23 protein-coding genes are annotated in these 24,874 nt (G+C 66.3%); 7 read left to right on the top strand and 16 right to left on the bottom strand.

What is annotated here, in order from left to right:
* Window position 1 precedes the first annotated feature (1 nt).
* Both B8115_RS07695 and B8115_RS07690 read left to right on the top strand, forming a co-directional pair.
* Window positions 2-427, top strand: a complete 426-nt coding sequence (locus B8115_RS07695) for a thioesterase family protein (protein WP_010627200.1) — start codon at window positions 2-4, stop codon at window positions 425-427.
* Window positions 420-833 (top strand): RidA family protein, encoded by a 414-nt coding sequence (locus B8115_RS07690; protein ID WP_010627199.1) that lies wholly within the window; start codon window positions 420-422, stop codon window positions 831-833. Before B8115_RS07695 ends, B8115_RS07690 begins: the two co-directional genes overlap by 8 nt.
* On the opposite strand, the gene B8115_RS07685 is transcribed toward B8115_RS07690, so the two are convergent.
* The 5 genes from B8115_RS07685 to B8115_RS07665 all read right to left on the bottom strand — a co-directional run bounded on the left by B8115_RS07685 (window position 834) and on the right by B8115_RS07665 (window position 6,686).
* The gene (locus tag B8115_RS07685) at window positions 834-1,685 is read right to left on the bottom strand and encodes an alpha/beta hydrolase (protein WP_010627198.1); all 852 of its coding nucleotides are present in this window, start codon (window positions 1,683-1,685) and stop codon (window positions 834-836) included.
* A 41-nt stretch (window positions 1,686-1,726) separates the two neighbouring features.
* Window positions 1,727-2,275 (bottom strand): disulfide bond formation protein B, encoded by a 549-nt coding sequence (locus tag B8115_RS07680; RefSeq protein WP_010627197.1) that lies wholly within the window; start codon window positions 2,273-2,275, stop codon window positions 1,727-1,729.
* Window positions 2,275-3,888 (bottom strand): glutamate--cysteine ligase, encoded by a 1,614-nt coding sequence (gene gshA, locus B8115_RS07675; RefSeq protein WP_010627196.1) that lies wholly within the window; start codon window positions 3,886-3,888, stop codon window positions 2,275-2,277. The genes B8115_RS07680 and gshA overlap by 1 nt, the downstream gene beginning before the upstream one ends.
* 117 nt (window positions 3,889-4,005) lie before the next feature.
* On the bottom strand, window positions 4,006-6,360 hold the full coding sequence (locus B8115_RS07670; RefSeq protein ID WP_010627195.1) for a Tex family protein: 2,355 nt from the start codon (window positions 6,358-6,360) through the stop codon (window positions 4,006-4,008).
* Between the two features lie 71 nt (window positions 6,361-6,431).
* On the bottom strand, window positions 6,432-6,686 hold the full coding sequence (locus tag B8115_RS07665) for a DUF1127 domain-containing protein (RefSeq protein ID WP_010627194.1): 255 nt from the start codon (window positions 6,684-6,686) through the stop codon (window positions 6,432-6,434).
* 135 nt (window positions 6,687-6,821) lie between these two features.
* Between B8115_RS07665 and B8115_RS07660 the strand changes: the two genes are divergently transcribed.
* A complete protein-coding gene (locus B8115_RS07660) occupies window positions 6,822-7,673 on the top strand; it encodes a LysR substrate-binding domain-containing protein (RefSeq protein ID WP_010627193.1) in 852 nt (283 codons plus the stop codon).
* Here the strand turns inward: B8115_RS07660 and msrB are convergent.
* Window positions 7,666-8,169: a peptide-methionine (R)-S-oxide reductase MsrB gene (gene msrB, locus B8115_RS07655; RefSeq protein WP_010627192.1), complete on the bottom strand. Its 504-nt coding sequence runs from the start codon at window positions 8,167-8,169 to the stop codon at window positions 7,666-7,668. The genes B8115_RS07660 and msrB overlap by 8 nt on opposite strands.
* Window positions 8,170-8,333: 164 nt before the next feature.
* Here msrB and B8115_RS24130 point away from each other — a divergent pair, with 164 nt between their 5' ends.
* Window positions 8,334-8,741, top strand: coding sequence for a DUF2946 family protein (locus B8115_RS24130; RefSeq protein ID WP_083861799.1), 408 nt, complete (start codon window positions 8,334-8,336; stop codon window positions 8,739-8,741).
* Between the two features lie 77 nt (window positions 8,742-8,818).
* Window positions 8,819-10,195, top strand: coding sequence for a PepSY domain-containing protein (locus tag B8115_RS07645; RefSeq protein WP_010627190.1), 1,377 nt, complete (start codon window positions 8,819-8,821; stop codon window positions 10,193-10,195).
* Window positions 10,196-10,261: 66 nt separating this feature from the next.
* Here B8115_RS07645 and B8115_RS07640 read toward each other — a convergent pair whose 3' ends face one another.
* From B8115_RS07640 to yrfG, 4 genes are all read right to left on the bottom strand, one after another.
* Complete coding sequence (locus B8115_RS07640; protein WP_010627189.1) at window positions 10,262-11,818, bottom strand: phosphoenolpyruvate carboxykinase; 1,557 nt, start codon at window positions 11,816-11,818, stop codon at window positions 10,262-10,264.
* Window positions 11,819-12,134: 316 nt separating this feature from the next.
* A complete protein-coding gene (hslO, locus tag B8115_RS07635) occupies window positions 12,135-13,010 on the bottom strand; it encodes an Hsp33 family molecular chaperone HslO (protein ID WP_010627188.1) in 876 nt (291 codons plus the stop codon).
* Window positions 13,011-13,027: 17 nt separating this feature from the next.
* Entirely contained in the window at window positions 13,028-13,414 is a 387-nt protein-coding gene (gene hslR / locus B8115_RS07630) for a ribosome-associated heat shock protein Hsp15 (protein WP_010627187.1), read from the bottom strand.
* Window positions 13,407-14,180, bottom strand: coding sequence for a GMP/IMP nucleotidase (gene yrfG / locus B8115_RS07625; protein WP_010627186.1), 774 nt, complete (start codon window positions 14,178-14,180; stop codon window positions 13,407-13,409). Before yrfG ends, hslR begins: the two co-directional genes overlap by 8 nt.
* A gap of 117 nt (window positions 14,181-14,297) precedes the next feature.
* Between yrfG and nudE the strand changes: the two genes are divergently transcribed.
* Window positions 14,298-14,885 (top strand): ADP compounds hydrolase NudE, encoded by a 588-nt coding sequence (gene nudE / locus B8115_RS07620; protein WP_010627185.1) that lies wholly within the window; start codon window positions 14,298-14,300, stop codon window positions 14,883-14,885.
* A gap of 15 nt (window positions 14,886-14,900) precedes the next feature.
* Here the strand turns inward: nudE and B8115_RS07615 are convergent, their stop codons facing one another.
* The 5 genes from B8115_RS07615 to B8115_RS07595 form a co-directional block, all read right to left on the bottom strand.
* The gene (locus B8115_RS07615; RefSeq protein ID WP_010627184.1) at window positions 14,901-15,989 is read right to left on the bottom strand and encodes an oxidoreductase; all 1,089 of its coding nucleotides are present in this window, start codon (window positions 15,987-15,989) and stop codon (window positions 14,901-14,903) included.
* Window positions 15,990-16,061: 72 nt separating this feature from the next.
* Window positions 16,062-17,906: a dihydroxy-acid dehydratase gene (gene ilvD, locus B8115_RS07610; RefSeq protein ID WP_010627183.1), complete on the bottom strand. Its 1,845-nt coding sequence runs from the start codon at window positions 17,904-17,906 to the stop codon at window positions 16,062-16,064.
* A gap of 104 nt (window positions 17,907-18,010) precedes the next feature.
* A complete protein-coding gene (locus B8115_RS07605; protein WP_010627182.1) occupies window positions 18,011-18,556 on the bottom strand; it encodes a hypothetical protein in 546 nt (181 codons plus the stop codon).
* Window positions 18,557-18,595: 39 nt separating this feature from the next.
* Window positions 18,596-20,401: a TRAP transporter fused permease subunit gene (locus B8115_RS07600; protein ID WP_010627181.1), complete on the bottom strand. Its 1,806-nt coding sequence runs from the start codon at window positions 20,399-20,401 to the stop codon at window positions 18,596-18,598.
* A gap of 60 nt (window positions 20,402-20,461) precedes the next feature.
* A complete protein-coding gene (locus B8115_RS07595; RefSeq protein ID WP_010627180.1) occupies window positions 20,462-21,439 on the bottom strand; it encodes a TAXI family TRAP transporter solute-binding subunit in 978 nt (325 codons plus the stop codon).
* Between the two features lie 136 nt (window positions 21,440-21,575).
* Between B8115_RS07595 and B8115_RS07590 the strand changes: the two genes are divergently transcribed.
* Window positions 21,576-22,304, top strand: coding sequence for an SDR family NAD(P)-dependent oxidoreductase (locus B8115_RS07590; RefSeq protein ID WP_010627179.1), 729 nt, complete (start codon window positions 21,576-21,578; stop codon window positions 22,302-22,304).
* A 20-nt stretch (window positions 22,305-22,324) separates the two neighbouring features.
* On the opposite strand, the gene lon is transcribed toward B8115_RS07590, so the two are convergent.
* On the bottom strand, window positions 22,325-24,760 hold the full coding sequence (lon, locus tag B8115_RS07585) for an endopeptidase La (protein WP_010627178.1): 2,436 nt from the start codon (window positions 24,758-24,760) through the stop codon (window positions 22,325-22,327).
* Window positions 24,761-24,874: the final 114 nt, after the last annotated feature.

Genomic DNA, 24,874 nt, shown 5'->3' with positions numbered 1-24,874 from the left:
CATGCCATTCGTCACCCAGCGCAAGGTGCGCTTCCAGCACTGCGACCCGGCGGGCATCGTGTTCTACCCGCGCTACTACGAGATGCTCAATTCGGTGGTGGAGGATTACTTCGCCGAGTCGATGGGCCACGACTTCAACCGGCTCCACGTGGAGAGCCGCACCGGCGTGCCCACGGCGCACATCGAAACCGACTTCCATGCCCCCAGCCGGCTGGGCGAGACGCTCACCTTCGAACTTACGCTGCGTGACGTCGGACGTACCAGCCTGACCCTGCGCACCCTGGCCCACTGCAACGGCGAACCGCGCCTGACCTGCCATTCCACCCTGGTGTTCGTCAGCCTGGACAGTGGCCGCCCCCTGCCCTGGCCCGACGACATGCGCCGGCACTTCGCCAAGGACTGCCAACAAGGATATCAAGATGAATGACGCCATCTCCCACCAGCTGCTTCACCCCTCTCACTGGAAGGCTGCCGTGGGCTACGCCAACGGCGTGCTCGCCACTGGCCGCACGGTCTTCGTCGGCGGCCAGATCGGCTGGAACGGCGATCAGGTCTTCGAGAGCGACGATTTCGTCGCCCAGGTGCATCAGGCACTGGCCAATATCGTCGAGGTGCTCCAGGTCGCCGGTGCCGGCCCCGAACACCTGGTGCGGCTGACCTGGTACGTGACCGACAAGCAGGAGTATCTGGCCAGGCTCAAGGAGGTGGGTGCCGCCTATCGCGAGGTGATAGGCAAGCACTTCCCGGCCATGACCATGGTCCAGGTAGCCGACCTGATCGAGGACCGGGCCAAGGTGGAGATCGAAGCGACCGCCGTCATTCCCGACGCTTGATCAGCCGCCGTGAAAGGCCGCGATACGCTGAACGAAACGTCCGCCCGGCGCGTAGTGGTGGAGAATGGTGAAGTGATCGTCGCCGGGTGAGAGCTCGGCGCTCACCGCCATGCCCTGGGCCTCGAGATGCTCGGCATGGGCCTGCATCTGACGGGCGAACTCCATGGACTCCTCGCCCCCCGCGACCAGATGCACCGGGGCGGCTACCCGACAGGGCAGGAACAGCGGACTGTAGGTCTGTACGTCGCGGCCGGTAAGCTGCAGCTTGGGCTGCAGCCACGACCAGGGGAAAGGGCGCAGGTCATAAAGTCCGCTGATGCACAGGGCACCCTCGAGCAGATCGTCGGGCAGGCCGTACTTACCTTGCCAGTCGGTGGCCAGTAGCATGGCGGTCAGGTGGCCCCCGGCGGAGTGGCCGGAGACGCTGAGCCGTGACGGATCGACGCCCAGTGAGGCGCCATGACGGTAGGCCCAGGCCACGGCGGCGCGCGCCTGCCTCACCACTTCGCCGAACGCCACCGTGGGGCACAGCGCATAGTTGACCACCGCCACGTTGATGCCCGCCGCCACCAGCCCTTCGGCCACGAAGCCGAACTCCCGATGGCCCAGCGAGCGCCAGTAGCCGCCGTGCAGGAACAGGTGCAGCGGCGCACCCTCGGCATCGGCGTGGTAGACGTCCATGCGTTCGGCCAGGGTCGGCCCGAAGGCGACGTTTTCGGTGACGCGGCAGCGCTCACGCAGCGCATCGCTGCGTGCCTGCCAGTCGCCAAGCAGCGCAGCCGGGTCGCGGCCGCGCATGGGATCGTATTCCCGGTCGATGGCTTCCTGGGTGGCGAAGTCACGATAGAGCATGACGGCTCCTTGTTGTTATTGCTTGCGTCACGTCGCGCCGGTTATGCAGGATGATGATGACCGTTCAGACGCGAGGGTCGCTGGCGGAAGGCGCCGAGCAGGATGCCCAGCGGCGCCACGGCCAGGATCACGAAACCGATCAGGGTCCAGCCCGGCAGCGAGATGCCCAGCAAGAGGAAGTCGATCTCGGCGCACTCGCCGGAGCCGGAGAGCACCATGCTCACCACGTCGCGCATGGGCAGGATGTCCATCATGTAGTCGAGACCGGGACCGCAGCTCGGCACCTGCTCCGGCGGCAGCGACTGCAGCCACAGGTGGCGCCAGGCCACGCCGATGCCGCCCAGCACCGCGGCCAGCGACAGACCGCCGTAGAGCGCGGCCCCGACTCGCCCGCGAGGGTTGTGGATGGCTGCGATGGCGAACACGGCGGCCGCCGCCAGCACGGCGACCCGCTGGAAGATGCACAGCGGACAGGGCTCGAGCCCGCCGATGTGCTCCAGGCCCAACGCGACACCCATCATCAAGGCGCAGAAGGCCAGTCCGGCCAGGCTCCACTGGCGCACGGAGAGGCGCCGCAAGGTATCGGGCATCACCTGCCTCCCTGACTCGCCATGGCCACTCGCGGTTCACGGGCGCTGGCGAAGTAATCATCGAGAAATGCGTCGAAGTGCAGCGCATCGGCGTCTTCGATATCGCGCTGTTGCTGATGCGAAGTGCCGACCAGCTGTTCGAAGTTGGCCGCTCGTGCCGGGCCGATGGGTTCCCGGCGAAACCGCTCGGCATGCTCGCCGGCGAGGGCGAGGATGGCCTCGATGAACTCCTCGCCGGTCGACTCCAGCCGCGCCAGCAGCCGGCCGGAGGGCGTCAGCGACGGATCCTCGAGCCAGGGGGCAAGCGAGGCGACGGCATCCGCATGGGGAGTGCCCTCTTCCAGCGCATCGAGCAGCTCGGCGGCCTGAGCGATCTCGGCGAAAATCTCTCCGCCCCAATCGGCCACGCTGCGCTGCGCGCCGTCCTGCATCAGCCTGAGCTCGGGGTCGCGGCCGCGCTCGACGACCAGGCGCCGGTTGTCGTCCAGCCGGTCGCACTCTTCGTCCGGAATCCAGGGGCTCTCGGCCAGCAGGCACCACACCAGGAAGGCGTCGATGAAGCGCAGCCGCGCCTCGTCGATGCCCAGCGGCAGGAAGGGGTCGAGATCGAGACAGCGCACCTCGATGTACTCGACGCCGCGCGCCTCCAGCGCCTGGCTGGGGGTCTCGTCGTGACGGGTGACACGCTTGGGCCGGATGTCGCTGTAGTACTCGTTCTCGATCTGCAGGATGTTGGCGTTGAGCTGCTGCCAGTCGCTGCCGCTGCGCACGCCCAGCGCCTCGTAGGCGGGCCACGGCGTCTGGATGGCATGGCGCAGGGTACCGACATAGTTGGCCAGCGAGTTGAAGCAGATCTTCAGCTGCGCCTGCACCTTGTTCTGGTAGCCGAGGTCGGACATGCGCAGGCTGGTGGCATAGGGCGACACCAGGGTATCGCGCCCATGCGCGTGCAGCTTGTCGGGAATGTTGCCATCAGGCAGGAAGCTGCGGTCGAGCGCCGGCGAAGCGCCGAACAGGTAGAGCAGCAGCCAGCTGTGACGGCGGAAATTGCGGATAAGGCCGAAATAGCGGCTGGAGCGGTAGTCGTCGAGGTCGACGTCGTGGGCTCCATCGCGCTCGCGCAGCAGCGTCCACAGCTCGTCGGGCAGCGAGACGTTGTAATGGATACCGGCGATGGCCTGCATGATGCGGCCGTAGCGCACGTCGAGTCCCTTGCGGTAGACGTGCTTCATGGTACCCACGTTGGAGCTGCCGTAGTCGGCGATGGTCACGCTGTCGTTGCCATCGAGACGAGCCGGCATGCTGGCCGGCCAGATCAGCTCCTCGCCCAGATGGCGGTAGCTGAAGCGGTGCAGGTCGGCGAGGAAGTCGACCGCATCGCCGGGGCGGCAGTACACCGGCGTGATGTACTCCAACAGCGCCTCGGAATAATCCGTGGTGATGTGCGGATGCGTCAGCTTGGAGCCCAGCGCGTACGGGTGCGGCGTGGCGGCGATACGCCCCGCGCCATCGACCCGCAACCCCTCCTTCTCCAGGCCGCGGCGCAGGCGCCCGAAGCGACCCTGAGCCGCCAGCTCGGTGAGGCGTGTAACGGTAGCAGTGTAATCAGACAAGGCGTGGACCCCGTGTCTAGGAGGCCTTCAACGGGCCTCTCGGTCGATGCATGCCGGCCGCCCAGGACGGCCGGACACGCCAATGATGTCGAGAGTATGGCGACACAGGCGCCAGGATCAAGATTTGCCCTTTCTGGCCTTGAGCAGAGCCGCTCCCAGCGCCCCCATCTGGTTGGGCTGAGACTGCTCGCGAGGTGCGTTATTGCGCGGGGCCTTGCCCTGACCGCCCCGCCGCTCGCCCTGGCCAGCACGCGACGATCTGCCACCCTCGGCCTCGCCCGGCTGATCGTCGAGCCGCATGGAGAGCCCGATACGCGCGCGCTCGAGATCCACGCTCATCACCTTGACCTTGACGATGTCGCCTGCCTTGACCACCGAGCGCGGATCCTCGACGAACTTGTCCGACAGCGCCGAGATGTGCACCAGGCCGTCCTGATGCACGCCGATGTCGACGAAGGCACCGAAGTGGGTGACGTTGGTCACGCTGCCCTCGAGGATCATGCCCGGCTCCAGGTCCTTGAGCGTCTCCACCCCCTCGCGGAACTCGGCGGCCTTGAACTCGGGGCGGGGGTCGCGGCCCGGCTTGTCGAGTTCCTTGAGAATGTCGCTGATGGTCGGTACACCGAAGCGCTCGTCGGCGAACTCGGCGGGCTTGACCGTCTTCAGCGTGGCACTGTCGCCGATCAGGCTCGCTACCGGGCGACCGCTACGGCTGGCGATACGCTCCACCACCGGGTACGCCTCGGGGTGCACGGCGCTGGCATCGAGCGGGTTGTCGCCGTTCATGATGCGCAGGAAGCCGGCGCACTGTTCGAAGGTCTTGGGCCCCAGGCGGCTGACGTCGAGCAGCTGCTTGCGGCTGGCGAAGGCGCCCTCGGCGTTACGCCGGGCGACGATGGCCTCGGCCAGCGCCGGGTTGAGGCCGGCCACCCTCGAGAGCAGCGCGCTGGAGGCGGTATTGAGGTCGACCCCGACGGCGTTGACGCAGTCCTCGATCACCGCTTCCAGACTCTTCGACAGCTGCAGCTGCGAAACGTCGTGCTGGTACTGACCCACGCCAATGGATTTGGGTTCGATCTTGACCAGCTCGGCCAGCGGATCCTGCAGGCGTCGGGCGATGGACACCGCGCCGCGGATGGTGACGTCGAGTTCGGGCAGCTCGCGGGCGGCATACTCCGACGCCGAGTAGACCGAGGCCCCGGCCTCGCTGACCATCACCTTGGAGAGCTGTTTCTTGCCAGCGAACAATTTGAGCAGGTCGCCGGCCAGCTTGTCGGTCTCGCGGCTGGCCGTGCCGTTGCCCACGGCGATAAGCGCCACGTCGTGCTTGTCCACCAGCTTGGCCAACTGCGCCAGGGACTCGTTCCAGGCGTTGCGCGGCGCATGGGGAAAGATCGTGGCGTGCTCGAGGAACTGACCGGTGGCGTCCACCACCGCCACCTTGCAGCCGGTGCGCAGGCCCGGGTCGATGGCCAGGGTCGCCTTCTGCCCCGCCGGGGCGGCCAGCAGCAGGTCCTTGAGGTTGGCAGCGAAGACCTCGATGGCATCGAGCTCGGCGCGTTCGCGCAGCCGCCCCATCAGCTCGGTCTCGAGGTGAGTATAGAGCTTGACCCGCCAGGTCCAGCGCACCACGTCGGCCAGCCACTTGTCGGCGGCGCGGCCCTCGTCGCGGATGTCAAAATGCCTGGCGATGGCCACCTGGGCGGGATGGATCGGCGCCTCGTCTTCGCCGGGCAGGCGGATGGCCAGGGTCAGCACGCCCTCGTTGCGCCCGCGGAACATTGCCAGCGCGCGATGCGACGGCGTCTTGGCCAGCGCCTCGTCGTGCTCGAAGTAGTCGGAGAACTTGGCGCCCTCGCGCTCCTTGCCGGCAATCACCCGGGCGCTGAGCTCGCCTTCGCTCCACAGCCGCTCGCGCAGTGTACCGACCAGTTCGGGATCCTCGGCGAAGCGCTCCATGAGGATCTGGCGCGCGCCGTCCAGCGCCGCCTTGGCGTCCTCGATGGCCGGAATATCGCCCTCGGCGGGGCGCAGGTAGTTGGCGGCCTCGCTCTCGGGGTCGAGGGTGGGATCGGCCAGCAGCGCATCGGCCAGCGGCTCGAGGCCGGCCTCGCGGGCGATCTGGGCCTTGGTGCGGCGCTTCTTCTTGTACGGCAGGTAGAGGTCTTCCAGGCGCTGCTTGGTATCGGCGGCCTGGATCTGCCCCGCCAGCTCCGGTGTCAGCTTGCCCTGTTCGTCGATGGCGGCAAGCACGGCGACCCGGCGCTCCTCCAACTCACGCAGGTAGCGCAGGCGTTCGTCGAGATTACGCAACTGGGTGTCGTCGAGGCCGCCGGTGACCTCCTTGCGGTAGCGGGCGATGAAGGGCACGGTAGCGCCGCCATCGAGCAGTTCCACGGTAGCGGAGACCTGCTGCGGGCGAACGGCGAGTTCCTCGGCGAGGCGCGAAATGATCCGGGTCGTGGCGTCCATGACTTCCTTGGTATTGCGACAGCGAAAGATCGCGCCAAGGTACCACAAACGCCACGCCCTCGCCGCCAGGATCAGCGTCGCCAGCCGATGTCGTCCCAGAAGTGACGGCGGGCCTCGCGAGCCGCCTCGTGCCGGGTCAGGCCGATGTCGCGCAGCTGGTGGTCGCTGAGCTCGAGCAGCTGGCTGCGCTCGTGGCGCAGCTGCACCAGGCGATCCATGCGCCGCGCCCAGCGCCACAGCTCGACGATGAAGCGCAAACGTCCGCGGGAGCGGGGTACGCAGTGGGGTGAGGCATGCTCACAGACTATCGCTGCCTTCATGTTCATGCGGTGCTTCCTCCTTCCGATGATGCGATGGAGAAAGTCTCGACGAAGCGCTAGAATCAATCCAACGAATAGTTGTTATGCCCATCATCACACTGCTTGATGGAATAACCTGCGAAACCGCTGGGAAAAACGGCCATGCTCCACACCATCGACCATGAACTGCTGCGCACCTTCGTCGCCATCGTCGACCACGGCGGTTTCACCCGCGCGGCCCAGGCGGTCAATCGCACCCAGTCCGCCGTCAGCATGCAGATCAAGCGGCTCGAGGAGGACGTGATCCAGCGACCGCTGTTCGAGCGTCAGGGACGCCAGATGCATCTGACCAGCGAAGGTACCACGCTGCTCGGCTACGCTCGCCGCATCCTCGCACTGCAGGGCGAGGCGCTCAACATGCTGCGCGAGCCGGATATGGTGGGACGGGTACGCATCGGCGTGCCGGACGACTTCGTCATGCGCTTCCTGCCGGGCATCCTGAAATCGTTTTCGCAGACCTGGCCACTGGTAGACGTCGAAGTGCAGTGCGCCCCCTCCTCGGAACTGCTCGGGCGCCAGCAGGGCAGTCTGGATCTGAGCATCGTGACCCGTGAAGTGGGTCAGGAGATCGGCACCATCCTGCGCCGTGAGGAGACGGTCTGGGTGGTGGCGGAGAGCCACCCGGTGCACCGCCAGTCGCCGCTGCCCCTGGCGCTGTTCGAGGAGCCCTGCTTCTGTCGCCGGCACGCCTGCAACGCCCTGACCCGCGCCGGGCGTCAGTATCGCATCGCCTACTCCAGCCCCAGCCTGGCCACGCTGCAGGCGGTAGTGGGTGCCGGGCTTGCCGTCTCCGCACTGATGAAGAGTCTGGTTACGCCCGGGATGCGGGTGCTCGACGAGGCGGACGGTCTGCCCCCGCTGCCGGACGGTTCCATCGTGCTGCTGCGCTCGCCCGAGGCCAGCTCACCGGCAGTGGATGGGCTGGCGCAGCACATCGTCGAGGGCTTCAGGTAGCCGCCGGCACGAAGGTCAGCGCCAGGCCGTTGTTGCACCAGCGCAGGCCGGTAGGCTCGGGGCCGTCGCTGAACACATGGCCCTGATGCCCGCCGCAGCGAGCGCAGTGATATTCGCGCCGCGGCCAGATCAGGCTGAAATCGAGCTGGCTGAGCAGATGCCCCTCGATGTGATCGAAGAAGCTCGGCCAGCCGGTGCCGGAGTCGTACTTCATGGCGCTCTCGAACAGCGGCAGATCGCAGCCGGCGCAGCGGTACTCCCCATCGCGCCACTCCTTGTCGAGCGGACTCGAAAACGGCGGCTCGGTACCGTGGTCGCGCAGGATCTCGAACTGCTCGGGCGTGAGACGCTCGCGCCATTCGTCCCGTGACAGCTCGATGCGCTCGAGATCCGGCGCCGGTTCGAGACTGAGCCTCGGAAACCCCCAGCCGACTCCCGGCAGCAGCCAGGCGGCACCACCCGCACCCAGCGCGCCGAGAAAGTGACGACGTTTCATTGTTCTCCCCCAGCGCCGCTGCGCGACGCCACCAGACATGAGTGAGTGCCCTTTACGCTCAGACCCGCGACGTATTGAGCGGTTCGCTATTGGCCGGACCTCGCTTCTCGTCTAGAGTCGAACGTCTCTCACAAGGCGCCGTGGGCTCGATCGTGCACCGATTCATGACACGCTGGCACTCCCTGATGGCCTGTCTCGGCCTGCTGGCCCTGACGCTGGCTATCGGCGGGCCATTGCTGAGCCAGACCCAGCGCCTGCTCGAAGCCCAATCGGCGCCTCATCCCACGCATCATCAGACCGCACATCACCACCACGCCACCACAGCAGCTCATGCCAATGCGCACTCGCATGGGCACGCCACCGCCGCAAACGGCCATGACGATCACCTGGCGGCCTGCGGTTACTGTCCGCTCTTCCTGCACATGCCGGGGATGCTGGTACAGGACGCCGTCACTCTTGCCCGGCCCGCTGTTTCCCCCGCTCCCCTTGGCGCCGGCATTTATCGCCCGCACACAGGCCAGCGGTATCGGCTCTATCATGGCCGCGCTCCACCGCTTCGCTCCCTCGTTTGATCTTCGGTTCGTCGCGAGGACTCCCAGCTCTGGGCAGCTCTCGTGACCGTTCGTCCCCTGATCAGGAGCGTTTCTCCATGTCTCGACAACCGGCGACGGCTCCCCGTCGCACCGGCAGGCTACTGCTTGCCTTGGTAACCCGGCTGCACGCCTATATCGGCCTCTTCGTTGCCCCCTTCATGCTGGTGGCGGCACTCTCCGGCATTGCCTACGTCCTGACGCCCTCGCTCGAGGCCTGGCTCTACCGCGATGCATTGAATGGTGTACAGGGCGGGACGGCACAGCCGCTTGCCCTGCAGGTCGAAGTGGCACAGCGTGCGCTGAGCACGGGCGACATGCCGGCAGTCGTCCGACCGGCGCCGCATCCGGGCGGAACCACTCGGGTCATGTTCGCGTCAGCCGAGCTCGGTCCCTCGCAGCATCGTGCCCTCTTCATAGATCCAGTAAGCCTCGAGATCAAGGGCGACATGCCGGTGTATGGCACCAGCGGCGTGCTGCCTCTGCGCACTACCATCGACCTGTTCCACCGTGAGCTGCTGATGGGCGACATCGGCCGGTACTACAGCGAACTCGCCGCCTCCTGGCTGTGGGTAGCTGCCTTCGGCGGGCTGGCCCTGTGGCTGCAGCGCCGCCGAGCGCTACGAGCCCAGCAAGGGCCGGCGGCCCTGCGCCGCCGGCATGCCACCCTGGGCATGGTGGCAGCACTAGGGCTGGTGTTCTTCTCAATTACCGGCCTGACCTGGTCGCAGTGGGCGGGCGGCAACATCGCCGAGCTGCGCCACGCCTGGGGCTGGGGTACGCCTAGCGTAACCACACAGCTCCCCGAGGCGGTGCCCCAGGCGCACGACGCTCATGGCGAGCACGGTGAGCACAGCCATGCTCAAGCGCCGGATGCGGGGGTGAGCCTGGCGGACTTCGATCTCGCCCTGAGCGCTGCCCGCACGGCCGGCATCGATGCAGCACTGCTGCAGATCGAGCCGCCACGCAGCGCAGACAGAGCCTGGCGAGTGGTGGAGATCGATCGCAGTTGGCCAACCCAGGTGGATCAGGTCGCCCTGCATCCACAGACCATGGCCGTCATCGACCGTACCGATTTCACCACCTTCCCCCTGGCCGCCAAGCTCACCCGCTGGGGCATCGACCTACACATGGGTGTGCTCTTCGGCCTGCCCAACCAGTTGGCCCTGGCGGCGATGGCCGGCTGCCTGGTGGTGCTGGTGTGCTGGGGCTATACGATGTGGTGGCGACGTCTGCGAGCAGCCCGGCACAGAAGCCGGGAAACGCTGAGTGAGATCTTCGTGGCGCTGCCTTGGGGCGCTCGGCTGGGCGTGCTGATGACGGCCGTGGCGCTGGGCCTGGCGCTACCGGTACTGGGCGCGAGCCTGGCCCTGTTCGCGGTGGTGGATGTGCTGCGCTGGCGGTCGGACCGGCGACGAGAGCCTCGGCTCGCCTAATCCCGATAACGCAACGGGGGAGAGGCTAGCGCCTCTCCCCCGTTGTCAACGCCAGAGCTTTCGGCTTCAGGTCAGGCTGGGCCCGGCCTTGACGATGGCTTCGCTGACGCCGTCGAACTTCTTGAAGTTGTCGACGAACTTGGCGGCCAGGTCACGCAGCTTGCGGTCATAGGCGGCCTGGTCTTCCCAGGTCTCGCGCGGGTCGAGCAGGCTCGAGTCGACGCCGGGCACTGCAACCGGCACGTCCAGGTTGAGGCCCTCGATGCGCTTGGTCTCGACTTCGCGCAGCACGCCGGACTGGATGGCGCTGATGATGGCGCGAGTGGTCGGGATGGAGAAGCGCGAGCCGCCTTCACCGTACGAGCCGCCGGTCCAGCCGGTGTTGACCAGGTAGACCTGGGCGTCCTTGGCCTCGACGCGCTTGATCAGCAGGTCGGCGTAGACACGTGCCGGGCGCGGGAAGAACGGCGCACCGAAGCAGGTGGAGAAGGTCGCCGCCAGGCCTTCGGAAGAGCCCATCTCGGTGGAACCCACCTTGGCGGTGTAGCCGGAGAGGAAGTGGTAGGCCGCCGCCTCCTTGGACAGCACCGACACCGGCGGCAGCACGCCGGACATGTCGCAGGTCAGGAAGATGATGGCGTTGGGTTCGCCGGCACGGTTTTCCGGTACGCGCTTCTCCACGTGCTCCAGCGGATAGGCGGCGCGGGAGTTCTGGGTCAGGCTGTCGTCGGTGTAGTCGGGCTCGCGACGGTCGTCGAGCACCACGTTCTCGAGTACGGTGCCGAACTTGATGGCATTCCAGATGACCGGCTCGTTCTTCTCGGAAAGGTCGATGCACTTGGCGTAGCAGCCACCCTCGACGTTGAACACGGTGCCGGGGCCCCAGCCATGCTCGTCGTCACCGATCAGGTAGCGTGCCGGGTCGGCGGAGAGCGTGGTCTTGCCGGTGCCGGAAAGGCCGAAGAACAGTGCCGTGTTGCCGTCCTCGCCGACGTTGGCCGAGCAGTGCATGGGCAGCACGTCGGAAGCCGGCAGCAGGAAGTTCTGCACCGAGAACATCGCCTTCTTCATCTCACCGGCGTAGCGCATGCCGGCGATCAGCACCTTCTTCTGGGCGAAGTTGATGATCACGGTGCCGTCGGAGTTGGAGCCGTCACGATTCGGGTCGCACTCGAAGTGGGGTGCGTTGAGGATGGTCCACTCCGCCTTGGCGGCGGGGTTGTAACCTTCCGGACGCACGAACATGGTGCGACCGAAGAGGTTGTGCCAGGCCGTCTCGGTGGTCACCCGCACCGGCAGGTAGTGGGTCGGGTCGCTGCCCACGTGGAGTTCGGAAACGAAGCGGTCGCTGCTGTTCAGGTAGTCCTCGACACGCGCCCAGAGAGCATCGAACTTGGCGGCCTCGAAGGGACGGTTGACGCTGCCCCAGTCGATGTCGCCGCTGGTGGAAGGCTCGTCGACGATGAAGCGATCCGTGGGCGAACGGCCGGTACGCAGGCCGGTGTTCACCACCAGGGCGCCGTTTGCAGCCAGGTGGCCCTCTCCGCGTGCCACGGCACGCTCGATGAGCTCTGCGCTGCTGAGATTGACGTGTGCTTGAGGAGCGGCTTGGGATGTGGTCATGTCGTTTCCTGGGCCTTGCGGCCGGTTCTCTCTCGTGTGCCAGGCGTCGATACGCCATTGCGTTGCGTTTCCGATCGTCCCTGTGCGGATGCATGCCGTCTTGTAATGAAGGCGATCGGCCATTAAGCGGGCGCCATTATGGCAAAAAGGAAGCCATCAGGAAACGAGAACTTTGACCGAAGTTCTTGTAGTTTTACTACTACATCGAGACATATCGCCGCAGGTTGACGACGCCCGAACTTGTGCATTGCAGCATCGTCAGGCGAACGAACGAGACGCCCTCGAGACATCTCGTTCGTCGTGTTAGACAGGCGGGTCAGTGCAGCGTGGGAGCAGCACCACCCTGCTCGTGCAGCAACGCCTCGACTTCGCTCTCGCCGAAGCGGTAATGGGTGTGGCAGAAGTGGCACTGGGTCTCGATCTCGCCCTGCTCGGCCAGCACGTTGCGCAACTCGTCGCCCCCCAGGGTCAGCAGCGCTTCCGCGATGCGTTCCCGCGAGCAGGTGCAGCCGAAGCGCAGCGCCTTGGGCTCGAACACCCTCACCGTCTCTTCGTGGTAGAGCCGGTGCAGCAGCTCACGCTGTTCGAGCCCCAGCAGCTCGTAGGTTTTCAGGGTCTTGGCCAGTTGCACGGTGCGCTCCCAGGCGTCCTCGTCCTGGTTCTGCGACTCGTCCGGCAGGCGCTGCAGCAGCAGCCCGGCGGCACGCTGGCCGTCGGCGCTCAGCCACAGCTGAGTGGGCAACTGCTCGGACTGCGAGAAATAGGCCTCGAGACAGCCGGCCAGGCTGTCGTGGTCGAGCGCCACGATGCCCTGGTAGCGATTGCCTTCGCGGGGGTCGAGGGTGATGACGATATGACCCTCGCCCACCAGCTCACGGAAGGCCGCCTCGCCCTCCGGCAGGCTGGCGTCTTCGGCCAGACGAGCGATGGCGCGCAGCTCGCCGCCGGGGTTGGACTCCGCCATCAGCAGCGACAGCTCTCCCTGCCCGCGTACCTCGATGCTGAGAATCCCGTCGAGCTTGACGGTGTCGGTGAGCAGCGCCACAGCCGCCAGCAGCTCACCCAACAGGCGGTTGACGGCCGGCGGATAGCCGTGCCGCTCGAGCACTTCGCCGTAGGCCCGCTCCAGCGTGACGATCTCGCCACGGACGTTGGTGCGTTCGAAAAGAAAGCGCTGGATCTGATCGGTCATCATCGATTCCGGAAAAGTCATTCGTCATGCTGGCGCTGGAAGCGCTGGATGTCCCGACGCTGTTTCTTGTCGGGTCGTTTGAGCGGATGCTGCATGGCCTGATTGGTCAGGCGCCGGCCTTCGGCCTCACGCGCACGGCGCTCGGCGCTCTCGTCGGTTTCGCGGTAGAGTTCACGAGCCTCGGGGGCGCCGCGGCGCTGATCGGAGAGCGCCAGGACTTCCACCTCCCACACGTCCCAGCCCTGGGGTACGCGAATCAGCGCCCCCACCTCCACGTTCTTGCTGGTCTTGGCGCGGCCGCCATTGTAATGCACCTTGCCGCCCTCGATGGCCTTCTTGGCCAGGGCCCGGGTCTTGAAGAAGCGGGCGGCCCACAGCCACTTGTCGAGTCTTACGTTATCCACCGACGCCTCCTGTCTCGCCAGGCTTGCCCTTGTCGCCACGCATCTTGTCGCCACGTGTCATGTCTCCACGTACCTTGTCGCCACGTACCTTGTCGGCACGTACTTCAGAGGGTAGCGCTTCGGGTAGGATCGTGGCGAAGCGGTCCAGGGCAATGAACTCCTTGAGCTCCTTTTCCGGCTGCGTGCTGTCAGGCTGCTTGATACCCAGCAGATGGCGGATGCCGAACTCCCGGGCGCTCTCCAGCACCTCGGGGTTGTCGTCGATGAACAGCGTGCGGGCCGGATCGAAGGGCTCGACGTCCTGCAGCGCGAACCAGAACTCCTGGGCCTCCTTGGGCACGCCGAGATCCGCCGAGGAGACGATGGCGTCCAGGTACTCCTCGAGGCCGGTGAGGGGCAGCTTGAGTTCGAGGCTTTCGCGATCGGCGTTGGTGGCCAGCACCACCCTGGGGTGTGCCTGCTTGAGCCACTTGAGGAAGTCCAGCGCGTCGCTGCGCAGGCCGATCAGGTGCTGGATCTCGCGCTTGAGCGCGACGATGTCCACGCCCAGCTCCCGGCTCCAGTAGGCCAGGCTGTACCAGTTCAAGGTGCCCTTCTCGCGAATGATGCGCGAGCGCAGCTGCTCCTGCGTGGCCTCGTCGAGGCGATGCAGCTCGACGTAGCGGCGTGGCAGATGCTCCAGCCAGAAGTGGCTGTCGAAGTGAAGGTCGAGCAGTGTGCCGTCCATGTCCAGCAGAACGGTATCGATGGCGCGCCAATCGATCATGGCGACTCCCGGTAGCATCTGAGCGGTGGAAGGCGTGATATTGTACCCAAAGGACAATGGCGGCGCATTCCCGGCTGGATGCCATGCCGACGGTCACCCGCACGAAACGGAGCCTTCATGTCAGACAAGCTGCCCTTGCAAAAACCCCAGGTGCTCTCCCGCCAGTCGGTGGCACGCAGCCGCCTGTTCCACATCGAGTCGCTGGAGCTGCGTTTCGCCAACGGTGCCGAGCGCACCTTCGAGCGCCTGACCGGCAGCGACCAGGGCGCAGTGATGATCATCGCCATGCCCGACCCCGACCACGTCCTGCTGATTCGCGAGTACGCAGCGGGCTTCGAGGACTACGTGCTGACCCTGCCCAAGGGCCTGGTCGACCCGGGTGAGGACATCGTAACCGCCGCCAATCGCGAACTGATGGAAGAGTGCGGCTTCGGCGCCCGACGCATCGAGCCGCTGGTGGAACTGTCGCTGGCGCCCAACTACATGCGTCATCGCATGCAGGTGTTGCTGGCCACCGAACTCTATCCCAAACGCCTGCCGGGCGACGAGCCGGAGCCGCTGGTGGTCGAAACCCATGCGCTGGAGGAGCTACCGGCCCTGCTGATGCGCGACGACTTCCACGAGGCCAGGGCCATCGCCGCGCTGTTCATCGCCCGGGATACCCTGCGCCAGCGCCGTTACGACGAACCGCGCCTGGGCTGGTAGCGCCTGCTGTCGCGCTCAACCGTGGCGATGCAGGTGAGGTAGCGTGGCGCCGTTCTCCTTGAAGCGTATCCAGCGGCTCTGACGATAGCTGTCGAGTCCGGCCTCCAGCAGGGTCATGACCTCGATCGCCTCTTCCACGCTGACTGGCGGCAGGCCACCACCATCGAGCGCTTCGACGATGCCTGTGTAGTAAGCCAGATAATCTCCCGGCAGGCCGCCGTGCTCACGACGCACCATGCCCCCCTCGCCGCTTTCGTCGACCAGCGTCAGTTGGCCCGGACGCGGATCGATGCCCCAGTCGCGGGTCGGCATACGCCCCTCACGCAGCCAGTTCTCCTGCGGGTCGCGGCCATACTTGACGAAGCTTCCGCGGGTGCCGTGCAGCGCCAGTTGAGGCGTCGGCTCCGCCACCAGTGAGCTGGCGCGCAGGGTTACCCGCAGCCCGTCGTAATCGAGCAGAGCGTGAAAGTCGTCGTCCACCTCGGCGCCGTCGCGGGCCGCCATCAGGTCGAGCAGTATCGCCCGCGGCATGCCGAACAGCGTGCGGGCCTGATCGAGCAGGTGCGAGCCGAGGTCGTACCAGATACCGCTGCCGGGCTTGTGCTGCTCGCGCCAACGCTCGGCGACTTGCGGGCGAAATCGGTCGAAGCGCAGCTCCAGCGACACCGGCCGGCCGACGCCCTCCTCCTTCACCAACGCCTGCAGCGTGCGGAAGTCGCTGTCCCAGCGGCGGTTGTGGAACACGCTGACCAACCGCTCGGCCTTGTCGGCCTCGGCCTTGAGCAGCCGCGCCTCGGAGAGCGACACCGTGAACGGCTTGTCGATCACCACATGCTTGCCGCCAGCGAGCGCTGCCTTGCCCAGGGCGAAGTGGGTCTCGTTGGGGCTGGCAATCACCACCAGATCGATGTCTGGCCGGCTCAGCAACGCCGCCGCCTTGGGCAGCACTTCGACGTCGGGCAGTACGGCATGCACTCGCTCGGGCGCACTGCTGACCACGGCCAACAGTTCGAGGCCCGGTGTGGCCTGGATCAGCGGGGCATGAAAGAAGCGGCCGGCGGTGCCGAAGCCGATCAGGCCGACGCCGAAGGTCTGCTTGCGCATGTCGTCGTTCCTTCTTGCTGAGGGAGAGCCCAAAGCCGACGAACCGGGCCTGGGCCCGGTTCGTCGCATACGTCAGTCGAGCTTGCTGAGGTCGCGCACCGCCCCCTTGTCGGCGGAGGTGGCCAACAGCGCATAGGCCTTGAGCGCGGCCGAGACCTTGCGCACGCGCTGGATGCTGGGCTTCCAGGCATCTTTTCCGCGCGCCTCTTCCGCCTCGCGCCGTGCCGCCAGCTCGCTGTCGGAGAGCTGCACGTCGATGCGGCGGTTGGGAATGTCGATGCGGATGATATCGCCCGAGCGCACCAGACCGATGGCGCCACCGGCGGCCGCCTCAGGCGAGACGTGACCGATGGAGAGCCCCGAGGTACCGCCGGAGAAGCGACCGTCGGTGAGCAGCGCACACGCCTTGCCCAGTCCTTTCGACTTGAGGTACGAGGTGGGATAGAGCATCTCCTGCATGCCCGGCCCGCCCTTCGGCCCCTCGTAGCGGATGACGACGACCTCGCCCTCCTTCACCTTGCCCGCCAGGATGTGCTCCACCGCCTGGTCCTGGGACTCGACCACGTGGGCCGGCCCTTCGAACACCAGGATGGAGTCGTCGACGCCGGCGGTCTTCACCACGCAGCCGTCCACGGCAATGTTGCCGGAGAGCACCGCCAGGCCGCCCTCTCTGGAGAAGGCATGCTCGAGGTCGCGAATACAGCCGTTGGCGCGGTCGCCATCGAGGGTCGGCCAGCGCGCACTCTGGGAGAAGGCCACCTGGGTCGGCACCCCCCCGGGGCCGGCCTTGAAGAACTCCACCACCTCGGGTGACGGATTGCGCATGATGTCCCACTCGTCCAGCGCATCCTTGAGGCTATCGCCATAGACGGTGGGCACGCGGGTATCGAGCACCCCGGCACGATCCAGCTCGCCGAGGATCGCCATGATGCCGCCGGCGCGATGCACGTCCTCGATGTGGTACTTCTGGGTGTTGGGCGCCACCTTGCACAGCTGCGGCACCTCCCGCGACAGCCGGTCGATGTCGGCCATGCCGAAATCGATCTCGGCCTCCTGGGCGGCGGCCAGCAGGTGCAGGATGGTGTTGGTGGAACCGCCCATGGCGATGTCCAGGGTCATGGCGTTCTTGAACGCCGCCTTGGAGCCGATGGCGCGCGGCAGCAGGTGTGCCTCGTCGCCCTCGTAGTAGCGCTTGGCCAGCTCGACGATGCGATGACCGGCGGTCTCGAACAGGCGGCGACGGTCGGCATGGGTGGCCAGCACCGTGCCGTTGCCCGGCAGCGCCAGGCCCAGCGCCTCGGTCAGACAGTTCATCGAGTTGGCGGTGAACATGCCGGAGCAGCTGCCGCAGGTGGGGCAGGCGCTGCGCTCCACCTCGGCCAGGGTCTCGTCGTCCACCGAGTCGTCGGCGGCCATGACCATGGCGTCGACCAGGTCGAGACCGTGATCGAGCAGCTTGGTCTTGCCGGCCTCCATGGGGCCTCCGGAAACGAAGATCACCGGGATGTTGAGGCGCATGGCGGCCATCAGCATTCCGGGAGTGATCTTGTCGCAGTTGGAGATGCACACCAGGGCATCGGCGCAGTGGGCATTGACCATGTACTCGACGCTGTCGGCGATGATGTCACGGCTCGGCAGCGAATAGAGCATGCCGTCGTGGCCCATGGCGATGCCGTCGTCCACGGCGATGGTGTTGAACTCCTTGGCCACCCCACCGGCCTTCTCGATCTCCCGCGCCACCAGTTGGCCCATGTCCTTGAGGTGCACGTGCCCGGGCACGAACTGGGTAAAGGAGTTGGCCACGGCGATGATCGGCTTGTGGAAGTCCTCGTCCTTCATGCCGGTGGCGCGCCACAGGGCGCGGGCGCCGGCCATGTTGCGGCCGGCGGTGGTGGTACGGGAGCGATATTCGGGCATGGTGTCCTCTTCGTGCGCATTGCGCTATACGGTTGACGCCGTCTTTGCCATCCAGGGGTGGCGACGATCTAGGCCATGATTCTGTCATGCACGAGCCGAGGCGGCTAGACCACGAGGGGATGAGCGTCTGAAAGCGGCTCGGTGCCATACAGTACCCAGACGTCCAGCGCCGGGCCCAGCTCCTCGACCAGGCGCAGCTTGTCCGGATGGGCTTCCAGGGTCTGGCGGGCGCAGATGCCCGCCTCGAAGCGCCCTTCCAGCAGCCCCTCGGCCACCGCCACCGTGGTGGGTGCGTCGATCTCTTCGGCAAAACCCGAAAGGTCGGTGTAGTAGCGGGTGGCCGGCTGACGTGCCACCTGGCGCGGCGTGGCGATGTCGCGCTGCGCCAGCAGCACTAGCGGATGGCTGCCGGCGACGAAGACATCCACCGGAAAGACGCGGTGCATGTATCGTCCCACGCAGTCGGCGTGGCTGAAGTGGGCCGTGCACTGCAGCACCCGGTCAACCTCGCCCGCTACCAGCGCCGCGAAGGCCGTCGGGAAATCGTCGAAAAACCTCACCTCGGCATCGGCCAGACCGCGAGTCGCGAGATAGCGGCCCAGCACCAGCACATGGTTGTTCCCATCAGGCCCCAGCGTGGCAACGATCATGACATGACTCCTCAGTCAGCGATGCAAAAGGTCAGCGGCTCAAAAGGCGAAGATCACCAGCGACCCGACAATCACCAGCACCACCCGCAGCCAGGCCGCGCGCCGTGCGATCACACCATAGGAAATCGCCATCAGGCCCAGGGCGATCTTCACTGCATCGAAGATGGCGCCGAACGGGTCGAAGGCCAGACGAATCACGTCGGGGTTGGCGACCATGGCCAGCGGGATGATGTAGAGCCCGATGCCCAGCGCCATGGCCTTCAGCGCCACCTTGAGCCAGTTCTCCCCGACCATGCCGGCGGCGATGAATACCCCGCCGCACACCGGCGGCGTGATGGTCGAGAGCAGCGCGAACCAGAACACGAACAGGTGGGCCAGCAGCGGTTCGAGGCCCAGCGCCGTGAGTGCGGGTCCCGCCACCGAGACGCAGATCACGTAGGCTGCCGTGGTCGGCACCTCCATGCCCAGCACCAGGCAGGCCAGCGCCGTGAGCAGCAGCGCCGGCCACAGCATCTCGTTGGAAAGCGACAGGATGCCCGAGGTGATCTTGACCCCGAGACCGGTGAGCGACAGCACACCGATCACCAGCGAAGCGCAGATGATGATGGCACCGATCACCGCCACCTGACGTCCCGCGGTGACCATCGCCTCGGCCATTCGCGAGGCGAAGCCGCGCAGGGAGAAGGTCAGCGTCACGTCGAAGAACAGCAGCAGCATACCGGCAAAGATGGCGATGCTGGCGGCGTACTGCGGCGTGTAGCCGCCGAGGAAGATGCGCTCGAGCAGCAGCACGAAGGGCACGGCGAAGAACAGCGAGGTGATCGCCACCTCCTTGCCGCTGGCGCGGTCCTCCGCCGCCATGGGGCGCAGATCGTGGCGGGTGGCGTAGGCGTTGATGCCCATCCACACGGTAGCGAAGTAGAGGATCGCCGGCAGCAGCGCCGCCGCCATGATCTGGGTGTAGGGCGTGCCGGTGAGCTCCACCATGACGAAGGCGCCCGCCCCCATCAACGGCGGCATGATCTGCCCGCCCGAGGAGGCCACCGCCTCGACCCCGCCGGCCAAGGTGCGCGGATAGCCCAGGCGCACCATGGTGGGAATGGTAATGGCGCCGGTAGAAGCCACGTTGGCCGAGGCGGAGCCGGAGATGGAGCCCATCAGCGCCGAGGAGATCACCGAGACCTTGGCCGCGCCGCCGGTCAGGCGTCCGGCGAAGGCGCTGGCCATGTTCATGAAGCCGCGCCCCGCCTCGCCGGCGTTGAGCACCGCACCGAAGATGACGAAGATTGCCACCACGCCGACGCTGACCCCGGTGAGCGAGCCCCACAGGCCACTCTCGGCGATGGTCAGGGTGCCGACGAAGCTCTGCATCGGCAGACCAGGATGGCCGAACTGGCCAGGAATGTGCTCACCGAATACCGCGTAGGCCAGCGCCGCCACCGCTACCAGCGGCAGCGGCCAGCCGATCGCCCGACGCGCAGTCTCGAGGGTCAGCACGATCAGGAAGACCCCTAGCGCCATCTGAAAATTGTTGTCGATGAAGCCGTACTGGTTGGCCAGCGCCTCCTCGTTGAAGGCGATGTAGCCGCAGGCGGCGATACCGAGCACGGTCAGCAGCCAGCCGCTCCAGCGCTCGAAGGGGGTGCGGGCGGCCAGGATGAGTATCCACGGCAGCGCCAGCGCCAGGTGAATGGGCCGGCTGACCAGGGCCGGCGTCAGGCCGTAGAAGATCAGCCCGAGATGAAAGCAGACCGTTACAGTGCCGAGCACCACCCAGGCGGGGTGCAGGCGAGGTACGCCCTCGGCGTCGCTGCCCGTCGTTGAAGAAGAGAGTGTCGATAACATGAAAATGGGGATGCCTTGCGACCGCAGCGGGGGCATCCTTGCCCGCGCCGCCAGCCTTGGTTAACGCAGCTCGTCGGGAATCTCGATGCCGGCTTCGTCGTAATAGCGCACGGCACCGGGATGCAGGGTGCCGGCAATGTTGCCGATCATGTCGTGGGTGATGCTGCCCCACCAGGCGGTCTCGTCCGCCATGGCATCGCGACGCTCCCAGAAGGTCTTGGTCAGCGTGTAGGCGGTGTCATCGTCCATGCCGGTAGTGGTATAGGCGATCACCGGCAGCGAGGTGGTCTCCACATCCTGATCGACGCCGGAGTAGGTGCCGGCGGGGATGGTCTGGCGTGCCGCGCCGGTCTGCTCGATCTGCTCGTCGGTGAGGCTGACCAGGCTGATCGGCATGCTGGCGGCGGTTTCGATCACGTTGGGCGTGGGAAAGGAGCTGGCGGTGACGAAGGCATCGATCTGACCGTTCTTCAGCGCATCGGGGCCGCTGCCGATCTCGGCGTTGGCCACACGCACCTTGTCCAGCATGCCGAACAGCTCGAGATAGCGCTCCGCCTCACGCGCGCCGAAGGTGCCGCGCCCGATCAGGACATGCTTGCCTTCGAGATCCTCGAGCCCGATCACGCCCTCATCGCCTGCCGCCACGAAATGCATGGTGATGGAGGGAATGGGGAACAGGCCGCGAATCTCCTGGAAGCGCGGGCTCTGACGCTCGGCGAACGGTCCCTCGCCGGCCATGGCCTGTTCGACCAGACCGGGCGGCGTGGTGAACACATAGTTGCCCTGGCGCGCCATCACTTCCATGACGTTCTGCACCGAGCCCTGGCTCTCCTCAAGGGTCAGCACGACTTCGCCTCCGGTACCCCGGCGAATCGACTCGGACAGCTCGACGCCCATCTGATAGTAGGCGGTACCCGCCGACGCAGACTTGTAGGTGACCCGGGTTTCGGCCTGGGCGGAAAGCGCAGTGGCACCCAAGAGTACGGCCGTGGCCGAAGCCAGCAGAGTGCGGGTGAAGGTGAGCTTGCGGTTTGACATCTGTCTCTCCCTTATGGCGTCCAGCATCGCTGCGCGATGGCGTGCGTTTGTTGTAGTGGTCGATTCGTTATAAAGAAATGTCGTGCAAACGTCTATAATGCCGATTTTTTCAGACGAAGAATACCTAGGACATAGGATGCGAATCACGGCTGTACTGGGCGCCACCGGGGGAATCGGCAGCGCCGTCGTCACAAAGCTGATGGAAGCGGGCGATTTCGTCTTTCTGCTCGACCACGAACGGGCAGAAGCCCGGGCCAGCGCGCTACTGACAAGATGGCCGGAGCAAGGCGCCTTCCTTGCCTGCGACCTGGCCGAACCGGCCAGCATCGAGGCGGCCTTCGCCCATATCGCGGCCCATGGCGCGGGCCTCGACACCTGTATCAACGCCGCGGGCACGATTCGTCGGGGGCGCTTCGTCGAGGTGCCGAGGGCAGAGCTCGGGGAGATGCTGCAGGTCAACGTCGGCGGCGCCTATCTGGCACTGCAGGCCGCCGCCAGGCTGATGATGGCGGGTCACGGCGGACGCCTGGTCATCCTTGCCTCGGCCCATGGCTTGCGCACCACCGCCGAGCGCTCGACCTACGCCATGTGCAAGGGTGCCATGCTGGCGCTCGCCCGGGCGCTGGCGGTGGAACTCGGCCCCCACGGCATTCTGGTCAACGCCGTGGCACCCGGTCCGGTGAGCGCCGGCATGCAGGACGCCGAGTCCGAGTCACGGCGCCGCTGGCAAGCGGCCACGCCGCTCGGCCGGGTGGCCACCGCCGACGAGGTGGCCGCGGCCGTGGCCTTCCTGGCCTCAGCCGAGAACACTTTCGTCAGCGGCGAAACCCTGGTGGTAGACGGCGGCGCCAACGTTGCCATGTGAGGAGTGTCGGCGCCGCGCCGTCAGATACCGAAGGCAACCCTGGCCACGTCCTTGTAGCGCTTGGCGAAGTGCACCGTCATACCCTCCTTGAGGAAGTCGGGCAGTTCGTCATAGTCGCGGCGGTTGGCCTCAGGCAGGATCACCTCGAAGATCTTGCTGCGCCGCGCGGCGATGATCTTCTCGCGAATGCCGCCCACCGGCAGCACCTGGCCGGTCAGGGTCAGCTCACCGGTCATTGCCAGCGGCCGGTCGATGCCCTGGTGCCGCGCCAGCGACAGCAGCGCCGTGGTCATGGTCACCCCCGCCGAGGGGCCATCCTTGGGCGTGGCCCCTTCCGGCACGTGCAGATGCACGAAGGCCGAATCGAAGAAGTCGGCATCGACGCCATTCTCGGCGAGGTGGCCCAGGGTGTAGCTGTAGGCGATGTTGGCCGACTCCTGCATCACCTCGCCGAGCTTGCCGGTGAGCTTGAAGCCGCGGGTCAGCGAGTGCACTTTGCCCGCCTCGATGGGCAGCGTGGCGCCGCCCATCGAGGTCCAGGCCAGCCCGGTGACCACCCCTTCCCCCTTGAGCACCTGCTCCTGACGGAACAGCGGTGCGCCGAGGAACTCCTCGAGGTTCTTGACCGAGATACGCACCGAATCTCGATCGCCCTCCAGCAGCTTGACCGCCGACTTGCGGACGATGCTGTGCAGCTGCTTCTCTAGCTGACGCACGCCGGCCTCGCGGGCATAACCCTCTATCACCTGGCGCAGGGCGGCATCGGTGAGATTGATACGCTTGCGCGGGATCTTGTCGCGCTCGAGCAGTTTGGGCCATAGGTGGTGCTTGGCGATGGCCACCTTCTCCTCGGCGATGTAGCCCGAGAGGCGGATCTGCTCCATGCGGTCGAGCAGCGGCCCCGGGATCGAATCGAGAGTGTTGGCGGTACACACGAACAGCACCTTGGAGAGGTCCAGGCGGACGTCGAGATAGTGGTCGAGGAAGTCGACGTTCTGCTCGGGGTCGAGCACCTCGAGCAGGGCCGAAGCCGGGTCGCCCTGGAACGACTTACCCAGCTTGTCAATCTCGTCGAGCATGATCACCGGGTTCTCGACCTCGACCTCCTTGAGCGCCTGCACCAGCTTGCCCGGCATGGCACCGATGTAGGTGCGCCGATGGCCCTTGATCTCGGCCTCGTCACGCATGCCGCCCACCGAGAAGCGGTAGAACTCCCGGCCCAGCGCTTCGGCGATGGAGCGGCCGACGGAGGTCTTGCCCACCCCGGGCGGGCCGACCAGCAGCAGAATGGAGCCCCCCACGTCGCCCTTGAAGGTGCCCTCGGCGAGGAACTCGATGATGCGCTCCTTGACGTCCTTGAGACCGTCGTGGTCGCGGTCGAGCACCGTCCGGGCATGGGTCAGGTCGAGCTGGTCCTGGCTGCGCACGCCCCACGGCATCGAGGTGAGCCAGTCGAGGTAGTTGCGCGTGGTGCCGTACTCCGGTGAGCCGGTCTCCAGCACCGAGAGCTTGTCGAGTTCCTCCTCGATCCGGGTCAGCACCTTGGGCGGCACCACCAGCCCTTCGAGGCGGTCGCGGAAGGTATCGACGTCATTCTCGCGGTCATCCTTGGAGATGCCCAGCTCGCGCTGGATCACCTTGAGCTGCTCGCGCAGGAAGAACTCACGCTGACGCTCCTGCATCTGGGCGTTGACCTGCTCGCTGATCTCGGTCTGCAACTGGGCGACGTCAATCTCCTTGCGCAGCAGCGGCAGCACCTTCTCCATGCGCGCCTGCACCGGCAGAGTCTCCAGCACGGTCTGCAGCTCACGCCCCTTGGCCGAGGTGATGGCGGCGGCGAAGTCTGTCAGCGGCCCCGGCTCATGGGGGCTGAAGCGGTTGAGATAGTGCTTGAGCTCCTCACCGTAGAGCGGGTTGATCGGCAGCAGCTCCTTGATGCCGTTGATGATCGCCATGGCATAGGCGCGGGTCTCGTCCTCGTCGGCCTTGACCGGCTCGCGAGGGTAGCTGACCTCGACCAGATAGGGCGGCTTCTTCGACAGCCAGCGCTGGATGCGGAAGCGGCGCAGGCCCTGGGCAATGAACTGCAGCTGCCCCTCCTCGCCGTGCATCTTGTGCACCTTGACGGCGGTGCCGATCTCGGGGAAATGATCGTGGCCGAGCTCATCGACCGAGGTGTCGCCGACGAAGGCAACGCCCAGGGTGTGGTGAGGCGTATTGCCGACCCGGCGCATGGTCTCCTCCCAGCGCTCACGGTTGATCACCAGCGGCTGGACCTGGGCAGGAAAGAACGGGCGGTTGTGGATCGGCAGCAGATAGATACGTTCGGGCAGATAGTCGCTCGCCGGCACCACGGCGTGGTTGGCGACCTCGTCCACTTCGCCGTCGGAGCCCAGCGCCTCGTCGGATTCCCTTCGCGCCTGCCAGCTGTGCTCGTCCTGATCGTGTTCGCTCATGAAGACCTCGTCCTGAAGCTGTTGAAGCCGATTGTTCACTGCCCTGTGGAATGCGGGCAGCAGAGTCGAACTTCAAGTCGGCTCATGCAACGAGGTGGCCGGGAGTTAGGGAAA

It is taken from the genome of Halomonas sp. KM-1 (genome assembly GCF_000246875.1).
GTDB classification, from domain to species: Bacteria; Pseudomonadota; Gammaproteobacteria; order Pseudomonadales; family Halomonadaceae; genus Halomonas; species Halomonas aerodenitrificans.
The sequence above is the reverse complement of the archived record's forward strand: the minus strand, read 5'-3'. Positions and strand labels throughout refer to the sequence as shown.